Genomic DNA, 13,126 nt, shown 5'->3' with positions numbered 1-13,126 from the left:
ATAGTAGATTAAATGAATAAAAATTAAAACGGTTGTATTAATATATATATAATTTGTAGGAGGAATAGATGATGAGTAATCCAAAAGTTGTTTTAGCATATTCCGGAGGTTTAGATACGTCAGTTGCAATTAAATGGTTACAGGAAAAAGGGTACGATGTGGTAGCTTGCTGTTTAGATGTAGGCGAAGGAAAAGATTTAAAATTCGTTAAAGAAAAAGCCTTAACAGTTGGAGCGGTATCATCATATGTGATTGATGCAAAAGAAGAATATGCCAATACATTTGCGTTAGCAGCACTTCAAGCACACACATTATATGAAGGAAAATATCCATTAGTATCTGCACTATCTAGACCGCTAATCGCTAAAAAGCTTGTAGAAGTAGCAGAACAAGAAAATGCAGTAGCTGTCGCACATGGATGTACGGGAAAAGGAAATGACCAAGTGCGTTTCGAAGTATCAATTAAAGCATTAAATCCACACTTAGAAGTTTTAGCTCCTGTTCGTGACTGGAAATGGTCTCGTGAAGAAGAAATTGAGTATGCAAAAGAAAAGAATATTCCAATTCCAATTAACTTAGACAGCCCATTTTCAATTGACCAAAACTTATGGGGAAGAAGTAACGAGTGTGGCGTTCTTGAAGATCCTTGGGCAGCTCCACCTGAAGAAGCATATGACCTAACGGCTTCTCTTGAAAACACTCCGGACACAGCGGATGTAGTGGAAATTGAATTCGTTGAAGGCGTTCCAGTATCATTAAACGGCCAATCTTACACGCTAGCTCAGTTAATTCTAGAATTGAACGAAATTGCAGGTAAGCACGGAGTCGGACGTATTGATCATGTAGAAAACCGCCTTGTGGGAATTAAATCACGTGAAGTATATGAGTGTCCAGCTGCTATGACATTAATTAAAGCACACAAAGAGCTTGAAGATTTAACATTAGTGAAAGAAGTAGCGCACTTCAAGCCAGTGATTGAGAAAAAATTAACAGAAGTTATCTATGAAGGTTTATGGTTCTCTCCATTAACAAATTCACTGCTTGCATTCTTAAAAGATACGCAGCAATATGTGAACGGAACAGTGAGAGTAAAACTATTTAAAGGGCATGCTATCGTAGAGGGACGTAAATCTCCTAATTCTTTATACAATGAAAAACTTGCAACATATACAAAAGAAGATGAATTTGATCACAATGCAGCAGTTGGTTTCATCTCATTATGGGGACTTCCAACACAAGTGAGCAGCATGGTAAATCAAAAGAAGGTGACAACGGTATGACCAAACTTTGGGGAGGGCGTTTTACGAAACGCCCTGAACAATGGATTGACGAGTTCGGTGCGTCGATTTCATTTGATCAGCATCTTGTAGAAGAAGATATTGAAGGCAGTTTAGCACATGTAACAATGCTTGAGAAATGCAGTATTCTTTCTGGAGATGAAGCGTCACAAATTAAAAAAGGCCTTCAAACACTGCTCGAAAAAGCTAAGAAGAAAGAATTAACATTTTCTGCTCAATATGAAGATATTCATTTGAATTTAGAAAAGTTATTAATTGATGAAATTGGTCCGGTTGGCGGAAAGCTTCATACGGGTCGAAGCCGTAATGATCAAGTTGCTACAGATATGCACTTATATTTAAAAAAGCATGTTCAGCAAATTGTAGGGCTGATTGAAAATCTAGAAGATGTATTGCTTACAAAAGCAGATCAGCATGTTGAAACCATTTTTCCAGGCTACACACATTTGCAGCGCGCACAGCCGGTTTCTTTTGCTCATCATTTAATGGCTTATGTTTCAATGTTCAAGCGCGATGCTGAACGTTATGCGGAATCGCTGAAGCGTATTGATTTATCTCCTTTAGGAGCAGGAGCTTTAGCTGGTACAACATTCCCAATTGATCGTCACTATAGCGCGGAGCTTCTAGGCTTTAATGGGATTTATCAAAATAGTATGGATGCTGTCAGCGATCGTGACTTTATCTTAGAGTTTTTAAGTAACAGTTCTATTTTAATGATGCATTTATCTCGTTTTTGTGAAGAGTTAATTTTATGGTCTAGTCAAGAATTTCAATTTATTGAAATGGATGATACGTACGCAACGGGCAGCAGTATTATGCCTCAAAAGAAAAATCCTGATATGGCGGAATTAATTCGTGGTAAAACAGGACGAGTATATGGTCATTTATTTAGCTTATTGACTGTGTTAAAAGGCACGCCTTTAACATACAACAAAGACTTACAAGAAGATAAAGAAGGCATGTTCGATACGGTTACAACGATTGAAGGATGTTTGACCATTTTTGCTGGCATGATCGAAACAATGACAGTAAAAACAAATGTTATGAAAAAAGCTACAAAACAAGATTTTTCAAATGCAACGGAGTTAGCTGACTATCTTGCTTCAAAAGGTATGCCGTTTCGTGAAGCACATGAAGTGGTTGGGAAACTGGTTCTCGTTTGTATTCAGAAAAATATCTACCTAATGGATTTGCCGCTTGAGCAATATAAGGAAGCGTCAGATTTATTCGAGGAAGACATCTATCATGTATTAAGTCCAAAAACAGCTGTTAATCGCCGCAATAGCGCGGGAGGAACAGGATTTGAACAAGTAAAAAAAGCAATTCAGCTAGCTAAAGATGAATTGCACAAAAAAAACATCGATATAAAAAAGTTATCAAAACGTCCGCAGAAAAATCTGCGGGCGTTTTTTGATGTGAGATAAATGGTATAACTAGAGCATTTAAGAAGAAAATAGAAAAGATCATGTAAGGGATTATGAAGTAAAGTTCACATTCGTAAAGAAAATAGAGTGAAAAAGGAGAAGTGACATATGAAAGACAAAAAACATCCGCAGCATGTATATGAATACGATTTTGAAGGAGAAAAAGAGACATCAAGACAGCTAATGGATTCTTATTCAAGCGGCGTCATTGGCGATGCTATGGCTTCTGTAGTTGAAAATCCAGAAGCACAGAGTGATAACGAACTATATGAATAACTAGATGCATATACTGTATATAGACTAAGAAAAGCAGGATTATGCTGAGCTCTATCGAAAGGTAACGTCATAGTAAATCCGGTTTTCTAAAGGATTTGGTGTGGCGTTCTTTTTTCAGTTAATCACTGATATAAGAAAAGAGGGATAAAGGTGAAAATTGGAGTGCCGAAAGAAGTAAAAAACAATGAAAATCGCGTGGCTATTACTCCAGCTGGTGTTACAGCTTTAGTTAACGGTGGGCATGATGTATATATTGAAACACAGGCAGGAGAAGGCTCTGGATTCCATGATGAAGATTACACAAATGCAGGAGCTTCTATCGTAAATACTGCAAAAGAAGCATGGGATGCTGAAATGGTTATGAAAGTAAAAGAACCGATTTCAGAAGAATACGGATATTTTCGTGAAGGACTTATTTTGTTTACGTATTTACATTTGGCAGCTGAAGAAGCATTAACGAAAGCATTGATCGATAAAAAGGTGGTAGGCATCGCTTATGAAACTGTACAGCTTCCAAACAAAAGCTTGCCTCTGTTAACGCCGATGAGCGAAGTTGCAGGAAGAATGTCTTCTCAGATCGGAGCTCAATTTTTGGAGAAAACCAAAGGTGGCAAAGGGATTTTATTAAGTGGAGTTCCAGGCGTGCAAAGAGGAAAAGTAACAATTATTGGAGGAGGAGTAGCAGGGACCAACGCTGCTAAAATTGCGGTCGGATTAGGGGCTGATGTTACAATAATTGATTTAAACGCTGATCGCCTTCGCCAGCTTGATGATTTATTTGGTAAAGAAGTGACGACATTAATGTCAAATCACTACAATATCGCACAATCTGTAAAAGAGTCAGATTTAGTGATAGGAGCGGTTCTCATACCGGGAGCTAAAGCACCAAAGCTTGTCACCGAGGAAATGGTTCAAACGATGTCAAAAGGGTCCGTTGTAGTTGATATTGCTATTGATCAAGGGGGATTTTTGAAACAACTGATCGCATTACCACTCACGATAACCCGACTTATTCGAAGCATGAGGTCTTGCATTATGCTGTTGCTAATATGCCAGGAGCTGTTCCCCGCACGTCGACCTTAGCACTGACCAACGTAACGGTGCCTTATGCTCTGCAAATAGCAAGTCAGGGATATAAAAAAGCGTGCTTAAAAAACCCTTCCCTTCTTCAAGGCATCAACACCCTAAACGGGTTTGTCACTTACGCGGCTGTGGCAGATGCACACGGTCTCACTTACGCTGATGCAACAACTTTATTAGAGCAAGCATAATAAGGCATGGTTTTGCGCAGTTTGTGATATGATAGCCGCGTATTCACTTGTTTTGTAAACAAAACGGACGGGTAGAATATAGAAAAGGTTAGTGTAAAAGGAGAGAATAAATGATGCACGTTTCTTATCATGGACATTCTATTGTTAAAATTGAAACAAAAGGAAAAACAATTTTAATTGACCCGTTTATCACTGGAAATGAATTAACAGATTTAAATGCTGAAGATGTAAAAGCAGATGTGATTTTACTGACTCATGGCCATAATGATCATGTAGGAGACACGGTTGAAATTGCTAAGCGGAGCGGTGCACTTGTCGTGGCAGTAGCAGAATTAGCTACATATCTTAGCTGGCAAGGCTTAAACGTACATCCAATGAGCATAGGCGGATCCTATACATTTGATTTTGGCACGGTAAAATTGACACAAGCTTTCCACGGTTCAAGTTATACAGAAAATAATGAGAAAATTATTTATACAGGAATGCCGGCTGGTTTGCTTTTAACGATTGAAGGAAAGACAATTTATCATGCTGGAGATACGGCTTTATTTTCTGATTTAAAGTTAATTGGTCGCCATGAGCCTGACGTAGCATTTCTTCCAATTGGAGATAACTTTACAATGGGACCTGAAGATGCGGCTATCGCAGCGGAATGGGTGCAGGCAAACCTTGTTGTGCCAATTCACTACGATACATTTCCTGTAATTAAGCAAGATCCTCATCAATTTGTTGAGTCTTTATCTGGTATTGAAGGAAAAGTATTAAAAGTTGGAGAAGGATTGGATCTTTAATCATAAATAGAGGCTGGGACAAAACGATTTCGGTTAAAGTTAAAAAAGAACGAGTAATCGATAATATCGATCACTCGTTCTTTTTTTATTATTATGGTGAACGTAGGTTTCATATATGTAGCGGCTTCTAGCTGTTGATTGGAGGACAAGACGAAGACTCCTGCGGGAAAAGCAGAATAGGTGAGACCCCGCAGGAGTGCAAGCGACGAGGAGGCTCACCGGCCGCCCGCGGAAAGCGAAGTCTTGCACAGAAATCAACTGCGGTGTCACAAGCGGTTCAGCTCATGTCTCACATTTGTTCGTCTTTAGATTGAATCGATGCAGTTATGTCTTAATCTCTTTTTATTTGTAAAGAAACGTTCTGCTTTTTTTACTTCCCTGCATACGATAGTAATAATAAGGAGGGAGAACTATGGAAAAAAATCGAGTTATTTTATCGCTTTTATTATGCGGAGTGATGCTTTACTATGCAATGCCGCACTTAGTGTTAACAACTTCGAGTTTGCAAGGACTTTTTAGTATAAGCTGGCTTACCTTTGCTCTTTTTGTAGCCGGAGGCAACTTGTCATCACTACTTTATGCACCGCGTCGCAAAAAGGCAGGTATTCAAAAAAATAGTGCGAGAAAGCCTTTGCGTCAAAGAGGTTAGATTGAATACATTTCACTTCCCCCGTATAATAAAAGAAAAGACATATGAAACGTAAAAACGTTTTAGAAGGGTGAAGTACACGTGGCGACAAAACATGAGCAAATTTTACAGTATATCGATTCGCTTCCAATTGGTGAAAAAATTTCAGTGCGCCAAATTGCCAAAGAACTGAATGTCAGTGAAGGCACGGCGTACCGAGCAATAAAAGACGCGGAGAATAAAGGATATGTTTCAACGATTGAACGAGTTGGGACCATTCGAATTGAACGAAAGAAGAAAGAAAACATTGAAAAGCTCACGTTTGCTGAAGTAGTAAACATCGTGGATGGACAAGTGCTGGGCGGACGTGAAGGTTTGCATAAAACGTTAAACAAATTTGTTATTGGAGCGATGAAGCTTGATGCTATGATGAGATATACCGAGGCTGGAAACCTTCTTATCGTAGGAAATCGAGTAAATGCTCATGAATTAGCTCTTGAAGCAGGAGCAGCCGTGTTAATTACGGGCGGCTTTGATACGGAAGAATGGGTTAAGAAGCTTGCGGATGATCTTAAGCTTCCTATTATTTCAACGAGCTATGATACCTTTACAGTTGCAACGATGATTAATCGTGCTATTTATGATCAGCTGATAAAAAAAGAAATTGTGCTTGTAGAAGATATTTTAACACCTGTTTCTGAAGCGGTTAGCTTGCAGTTAACCGATACGATTGAAAAATGGCATGAATGTAACGATAAGACTCACCACAGTCGTTTTCCTGTAGTGGATCAGCATATGAAAGTTCACGGTATGGTCACCTCAAAAGATGTTATTGGATATGACCTTTCTACTTCAATTGAAAAAGTAATGACGAAAAATCCGATGACGGTTCACGGGAAAACATCGGTCGCTTCTTCTGCGCATATGATGGTATGGGAAGGGATTGAAGTGCTGCCTGTAGTGGATGATTACCACCGGCTAGAGGGCATTATCAGCCGTCAAGATGTTTTAAAGGCGCTGCAAATGATTCAGCGTCAACCGCAGGTAGGAGAAACCATTGACGACATTGTAACCAATCAATTTATGGATGTACAAGAGACAAAAGAAGCACCGGTGTATCGCTGTGAAGTAACGCCGCAAATGACGAATTACATGGGGACTATTTCATACGGAGTTTTCACTACTATTGTAACGGAAGCCGCCAATCGTGTTCTTCGCTTATATAAAAAAGGTGATTTGGTTATTGAAAACATCACCGTTTATTTTATTAAGCCAGTTCAAATTGAAAGCGTAATTGAAATTCGTCCTAAGCTATTAGAACTTGGTCGGAAGTTTGCTAAACTAGATGTAGAAGTCTACAATGCTGGGGTTGTAGTAGGGAAAGCGATGATGATGGCTCAGTTGTTGGAAAGAGTATAAAAAAAGAAGCTGCTCTGCAGCTTCTTTTACATTTGATCAGCTTCTTTTATTGCATAAGGCTGATAGTACTTGTAAGCTTTGATACCTGCTAATATGCTGCCTGAACCGAATAATACAAATAGTATGCCAATGATAAGCGAAAGGCTTGTTTCGTAAATAAACCATTGATCGATTCCAAAAAATAATACAAAAGAGCCAAGACAAATACTCGACTTAGCGGAAATCCACTTTCGTTCCATTGGGCGTTTCGAACGTACGTATTTTACTTTTAAATACATGTAGAAAACAAAGGACACAACGATTAAAATCATAAAAAATGGCACAGACGCCCCTCCAGTCGGGTGTATTTCTACCCGTAATGTTTCTAGATGTTAGTAATGCGTAGTTTTGAAAGTGTTTACAGTAGTATCTATTATTTTACAGGTCGATGACAGAAAATTCTACTATTGATTGATTCTTCTTTTAAAAAAGAGAAGAGATATGATTTAATAAATAATATGGATACAGCGCTGTGGAAATGTAAGTGCATGTGGTGCGTACATAAAACAAGAACAGTATTGACAGGAGAGAGAAAATGAAAGCACAAATATTAGAAGCTATTAAGCAGTTTGACACCATCATTATTCACCGGCACATTCGTCCAGATCCAGATGCATACGGATCTCAGTGCGGATTAGCGGAATTGTTAAAAACATCTTTTCCGGAGAAGAAGGTATACGTAACGGGAGAAGAAGCGGAGTCATTAAAATTTTTATACCGTATGGATGACATCGCTGATGACACCTACGAGGATGCGCTTGTCATCGTTTGTGATACGGCGAATGAAGCACGAGTGTCAGATCAGCGCTACGTAAATGGAAAAATGGTCATTAAAATTGATCACCATCCAAACCAAACTCCTTACGGTGATTTGCTTTGGGTTGAGACGTCTGCTTCTTCAACAAGCGAAATGATTTATGAATTTTACTTGGAAGGAAAAGAAAAGGGATTATCTCTGAATGATGAAGGAGCAAAGCTGATCTTCAGCGGTATCGTCGGAGATACGGGTCGATTTTTATTTCCAAATACAAAGCCGAAAACGTTTTGCTATGCAAGTGAATTGATTCAATATGGTTTCAATTTTAAAGATGTGTATGATCAGTTATACAAAACAAAAGAAAACGTCGCTCACTTACACGGATATGTGCTGCAAAACTTTACGATGTCTCCAGCAGGAGTTGCTCATATGAAAATTCCAAATGAAATTCTTCGAAAGTATGATGTGACACCAGCTGATGCCTCTCAGCTAGTCGGTTCGTTAGGGCAAATTGATGGAGTAAAAACGTGGGTGTTTTTTGTGGAGGAAGAAAATCAAATTCGTGTTCGCCTTCGTTCAAAAGAGCTTGTCATTAATACAATTGCTAGAAAATACAACGGAGGAGGCCATCCTCTTGCGTCCGGCGCTTCCATTTATTCATGGGAAGAAGTAGAGCCTTTACTACTTGATTTAGAAGAGCTCTGTAGTCAGGAGTAATCTGTAAAATAAGCCGTTGATTTTAAATCAGCGGCTTTTTATAGTACTTTTTCCATCTTTTTAATTCGAACTTCAATCGAAAGCGTTGTATAAAAATAAATTTGATGAACTTCAACTTCATAAATCGTTTTATCGAATTCGTATTTTTTATTTTCAATTGCTTTTTTTAAGATATCCCTGCTTCGATACGCACTTTCAATATCTTGGGCAATTAAGTGCTGTGCTTCTTCGTCGACGCTTTTTTGAATATTGTATTCAACCACAGAGTTTACTTTATAACGATTGCCGTTTACTAATTTTACTTTCACATTCTGAATAATCAAATGCTGCTTCATTTCCTTGTTTAATGCTTTTACATCTTCTTGCCATGCGCTAATTTGCAAATTTGCTTTTTCTAGCTTATCATTAGCAATTCGAACTTCTTCTAGCTCTCTATCTCTTGAAACGCCATAAATCGTTAAAAACACCCCCAGCTAACAATTGCTCCAATGACTATACCGGCAAAAAAACGCTGCCAGTCGGAGCGCTTGAACATTCGCTCGCTGGGTACCCTCATACAAAATGCTCCTGAGTTAACCACTTGATGATAAGAGCCCCGGTCTGGGCTCCTCCCATAGCGGATAGAATTAAAAGGATTTGTTTGAATACATCTTTTGTGGCTCCTTCGAAGAGTCCTCGCTCAAAGCTGTAAAACGTATCAAATGTTCCTCCAATTGCTCCGACAATTGCCCAGATTTTCAAACTATTGCTGAGGGTATGCATGACGTATAAAGGAGATTTTCCAATTAAAAACCCCGCAAATGCTCCAATTAATGAACCGCCTAAAATAATACCTAATGAAGTGAAGTAACTCCAAATGAAAAGAGACATAAAAGGCTCTTTTGTCATGACGTGTCCTCCTTTACTAGTTTATCAATGAATCGCGCTTCCTACATATATATGGACAAACGCTCAGAGTTATGTAATTTGTCTACGCCGGCAACAAAATTTATAATAAGAATAAAGAATTAAAGAAAGGTGGGAAGTCCTGTGCCTTTTGTTCACTTGCAGCTTCAAAGTTCTTATAGCTTACTAAGCAGTTCCGTTCGTATTCATGAACTTGTAGAAACAGCTAAGAAAATGAACTATGAAGCGATTGCTTTGACTGATGAAAACGTGATGTACGGAGTCATTCCTTTTTATAAAGCCTGCGTGAAAGCGGGAATCAAGCCAATTATTGGGCTCACATTATCAATCCTAGAACATGAAGAAAGCGAGCGAGCGTACCCTTTAGTTTTGTTAGCGGAAAATGATAAGGGATATGAAAATCTATTAAAACTAAGCAGTTTAGTTCAAACCAAGGAAAAACACGGTGTAAATAAAAAATGGCTCCATCATTACAGCGGCGGGTTGATTGCTATTACACCCGGTGTAACTGGAGAGATTGAAACCCTGCTAGCAGAAAACAAACTTCAAGATGCCAAGCGAGTCCTTCAATTCTTTAAAAAAGTATATTCGCAGTCTTTGTATATATCGATACAGCGCCACGGACAGGATGAAGCTTTTATAAATCAGCAGTTAACGGAGCTTGCTGCTGAAGAAAATATCCCGCTTGTTGCGACGAATCAAGTGAAATATTTAAAAAAAGAAGATCAGGATGCGTATGAGTGTTTAGCAGCTATTCGAGACGGAGAGAAATTACATAGCGATGAAGAGATGAAAAGTAAGAGCAGCGAGTACTATTTCAAATCACCTGATGAAATGGAAGATCTCTTTCATGACCAGCATTTTTTAATAGAAGAAAGTATAAAAATCGCAAGACGATGCGAGCTCGAAATTTCTCTAGGCGTAATGTCCATTCCAAAATATCCTGTTCCGCCGTCTGTTACATCATCAACCTACTTGCGCACTCTCTGCGAAAAAGGATTGCAAGAAAGAGTTCAAGTGATCACGGAACAATACGAGGAACGCTTGGATTATGAGCTGAACATTATTGAAAATATGCGCTTTAGTGATTACTTTCTTATCGTATGGGATTTTATGAATTATGCTCATGAACACGGTATTTTAACGGGCCCAGGCCGGGGTTCAGCGGCAGGCTCACTGGTTTCATACGCCTTACGAATTACAAATGTTGATCCAATTCAGCATCAGCTTTTATTTGAGCGCTTTTTAAACCCTGAACGTATTTCGATGCCTGATATTGATATTGATTTTCCTGATAACAAACGAGATCAAGTCATTCAGTATGTGGCTCAAAAATATGGAGCGCTGCATGTAGCTCAAATCATTACATTTGGAACATTAGCAGCTAAAGCAGCCGTACGTGATGTAGGGAGAGTGATGGGATTTGATCAAGAGGCGCTAAACAAAATGTCCAAAGCGATTCCAACTAAACCAGGTACAACGTTAAAAAGCGCTCTTCGTGATTCAAGAGTTCTTCAAGACTATTTATCTGAAAGTGAAGCCAGAAAACAATGGTACAACATTGCCATGAAGATAGAAGGACTGCCAAGGCATACTTCTACGCATGCAGCAGGCGTTGTGATTAGTGAGAAGCCGCTGACGCAATCTGTAGCTGTACAAGAAGGACATGATGATGTATATCTGACTCAATATCCAATGGAAGCTCTGCAAGATGTTGGGCTTTTGAAAATGGACTTTTTAGGTTTGCGCAACTTAACCATGTTAGATCATATTTTAAAGAAAATTGAGCGGGACATGAATCGAAAGCTGTCACTGTCTCATATACCGTTTAACGATCAGAAAACTTTTGAACTGCTGAGTAAAGGGGATACGACCGGTATTTTTCAGCTAGAGTCAGATGGAATGAGAAGAGTGCTTCAGCAATTAAAACCTACAGAGCTAGAAGATATTGTAGCAGTTAACGCGCTGTATAGACCTGGTCCGATGGAAAATATTCCAACCTATATTAAGCGCAAGCATGGAGTGGAGAAGGTAATATATGATCATCCTACGCTTAAAGACATTTTACAATCCACGCACGGCGTTATCGTGTATCAAGAGCAAATTATGCAGATTGCTTCAAAAATGGCCGGTTTTTCTCTTGGAGAAGCAGATTTGTTGAGAAGGGCAGTTAGTAAAAAAGAACGAGCAGTGCTGGATCGTGAACGAGCTCATTTTATCCAAGGAAGCAAGAAGAAAGGATATGACCTATCCGTTGCTAATCGAGTGTATGACCTTATTGTGCGTTTTGCTGATTATGGCTTCAACCGAAGTCATGCCGTTGCTTACAGTATGGTAGCCTATCAGTTAGCTTATTTGAAAGCACATTACCCGCTACAGTTCTTTTCAGCTTTACTAACGAGCGTTATTGGAAACGAAGGGAAAATTGCTCAATATATTAATGAACTAAAAAGAAAAAAATACAAGTTCTCCCACCTTCTATTAACAAGAGCATGTATTCGTTTAACGTAGAAGGTGAAAGTATAAGGTATAGCCTTGCAGCGATTAAACATATTGGCGCAGCAGCTATGCAGGAAATAACAGAAGAGCGAAAGAAAAAAAGATTTGAAGACTTATTTGATTTTTGTGCCCGTGTTTCACAAAAAGCCGTGAATAAAAAGGCGCTTGAAGCTTTGATTCTGTCTGGAGGCTTTGATGAGTTTGGAGAAAATCGAGCTACTTTATTAGCGACGATTGATGTAGCATTTGAACATGCAAGCTTGGTACTCCCAGATGATGATTTTGGATTTGGAGCTGAATTTTCGTTAAAGCCTAAATATATGGAAAAAGAGGAACTGAAAATAGAAGATCGGCTTCAGTATGAAAAAGATATGCTAGGTTTTTATTTATCAAGCCACCCTGCTTCTCAGTATGAAGCACTGAATTCCTTTTATTCTGTTGTTTCTCTTCACGATATGAAAGAATACGCTTCAGGAAAAGCGATCTCTCTTTTAGTATTTGTGTTGGGAATTCGCGTCATTCGAACGAAAAAAGGAGAGCAAATGGCCTTTTTACGCATCACGGATGAAAGTGGAGAAGGAGAAGTTGTTGCGTTTCCCCGCGTATTTGAGCAGAATCATCTGCTGTTTGAACAAGGTAAGGTTTTACTGATACAAGGAAAGATAGATGAAAGAAATGGGCAGCAGCAAATTGTTTGTCAACGTGCTGAAGCTGCTAGCGAGGCGGTTCAAAAACTACCGTCAGAAGAATTATACTTACGTATAGAAACAAAGCAAGGTACAGAAAAGCTGCTTCATACTATTTACCAGCATTTTCAGTCTCATAGAGGGAAAATCCCCGTGAAAATTTATTATGAGGCAGAACGTCAATTGGTCAAGCTTCCCGTTCACTATTCTATTGAACGAAGCGACGAGTTAATAAAAACTTTAAAAGCAATGCTAGGAGAGAAGCACGTTGTGTTCAAGAAGATATAGTCTTTACAGATTTCATGTGATGTTATATGGTAAAATAGTTAAAAAAGTGGTCTGACCACCGTTTTTTATGAAATATACGAATTAGATGCGTTTTTCTTGAAATGAAATGCAATTGGATTTATAACAT

10 protein-coding genes and 3 pseudogenes are annotated in these 13,126 nt (G+C 38.8%); 10 read left to right on the top strand and 3 right to left on the bottom strand.

The window, feature by feature from the left end; all coding sequences use genetic code 11:
• Nucleotides 1–71: 71 nt before the first annotated feature.
• The 8 genes and pseudogenes from Q5794_RS24560 to Q5794_RS24525 all read left to right on the top strand — a co-directional run bounded on the left by Q5794_RS24560 (nucleotide 72) and on the right by Q5794_RS24525 (nucleotide 7,107).
• Nucleotides 72–1,280 carry an argininosuccinate synthase gene (locus Q5794_RS24560; RefSeq protein WP_013059465.1) on the top strand — a complete coding sequence of 403 codons (1,209 nt, stop codon included), beginning with the start codon at nucleotides 72–74 and terminating at the stop codon, nucleotides 1,278–1,280.
• Nucleotides 1,277–2,635, top strand: a pseudogene (gene argH / locus Q5794_RS24555) (argininosuccinate lyase); the annotation flags it as partial. The gene Q5794_RS24560 and the pseudogene argH, both read left to right, overlap by 4 nt.
• Before the next feature lie 195 nt (nucleotides 2,636–2,830).
• Nucleotides 2,831–2,998, top strand: a complete 168-nt coding sequence (locus Q5794_RS24550; RefSeq protein WP_013059463.1) for a hypothetical protein — start codon at nucleotides 2,831–2,833, stop codon at nucleotides 2,996–2,998.
• A gap of 150 nt (nucleotides 2,999–3,148) precedes the next feature.
• Nucleotides 3,149–4,269 (top strand): annotated as a pseudogene (gene ald / locus Q5794_RS24545) (alanine dehydrogenase).
• A 113-nt stretch (nucleotides 4,270–4,382) separates the two neighbouring features.
• Nucleotides 4,383–5,060 carry a metal-dependent hydrolase gene (locus Q5794_RS24540; RefSeq protein WP_192996515.1) on the top strand — a complete coding sequence of 226 codons (678 nt, stop codon included), beginning with the start codon at nucleotides 4,383–4,385 and terminating at the stop codon, nucleotides 5,058–5,060.
• Between the two features lie 134 nt (nucleotides 5,061–5,194).
• On the top strand, nucleotides 5,195–5,374 hold the full coding sequence (locus Q5794_RS24535; RefSeq protein ID WP_214984199.1) for a hypothetical protein: 180 nt from the start codon (nucleotides 5,195–5,197) through the stop codon (nucleotides 5,372–5,374).
• Nucleotides 5,375–5,472: 98 nt separating this feature from the next.
• Complete coding sequence (locus Q5794_RS24530) at nucleotides 5,473–5,709, top strand: hypothetical protein (protein ID WP_192995599.1); 237 nt, start codon at nucleotides 5,473–5,475, stop codon at nucleotides 5,707–5,709.
• A gap of 81 nt (nucleotides 5,710–5,790) precedes the next feature.
• Nucleotides 5,791–7,107 (top strand): CBS domain-containing protein, encoded by a 1,317-nt coding sequence (locus tag Q5794_RS24525; RefSeq protein ID WP_116073936.1) that lies wholly within the window; start codon nucleotides 5,791–5,793, stop codon nucleotides 7,105–7,107.
• 26 nt (nucleotides 7,108–7,133) lie between these two features.
• Here the strand turns inward: Q5794_RS24525 and Q5794_RS24520 are convergent, their stop codons facing one another.
• Nucleotides 7,134–7,430, bottom strand: coding sequence for a YtpI family protein (locus Q5794_RS24520; protein WP_374988500.1), 297 nt, complete (start codon nucleotides 7,428–7,430; stop codon nucleotides 7,134–7,136).
• Between the two features lie 251 nt (nucleotides 7,431–7,681).
• Between Q5794_RS24520 and Q5794_RS24515 the strand changes: the two genes are divergently transcribed.
• A complete protein-coding gene (locus Q5794_RS24515) occupies nucleotides 7,682–8,620 on the top strand; it encodes a bifunctional oligoribonuclease/PAP phosphatase NrnA (protein WP_074893748.1) in 939 nt (312 codons plus the stop codon).
• Between the two features lie 38 nt (nucleotides 8,621–8,658).
• On the opposite strand, the gene ytrI is transcribed toward Q5794_RS24515, so the two are convergent.
• Both ytrI and Q5794_RS24505 read right to left on the bottom strand, forming a co-directional pair.
• Nucleotides 8,659–9,087, bottom strand: a complete 429-nt coding sequence (gene ytrI, locus Q5794_RS24510) for a sporulation membrane protein YtrI (protein WP_374988499.1) — start codon at nucleotides 9,085–9,087, stop codon at nucleotides 8,659–8,661.
• Nucleotides 9,088–9,172: 85 nt separating this feature from the next.
• Complete coding sequence (locus Q5794_RS24505) at nucleotides 9,173–9,508, bottom strand: YtrH family sporulation protein (protein WP_013059455.1); 336 nt, start codon at nucleotides 9,506–9,508, stop codon at nucleotides 9,173–9,175.
• Between the two features lie 141 nt (nucleotides 9,509–9,649).
• On the opposite strand from Q5794_RS24505, the pseudogene dnaE reads away from it, so the two are divergent.
• Nucleotides 9,650–12,999: pseudogene (gene dnaE, locus Q5794_RS24500) on the top strand (DNA polymerase III subunit alpha).
• The last annotated feature ends 127 nt before the right edge of the window (nucleotides 13,000–13,126 follow it).

This window comes from Priestia megaterium (assembly GCF_041941685.1).
Lineage (GTDB): Bacteria > Bacillota > Bacilli > Bacillales > Bacillaceae_H > Priestia > Priestia megaterium_C.
Note: the sequence above shows the minus strand (reverse complement) of the source record. Positions and strands in the feature narration are given on the sequence as shown.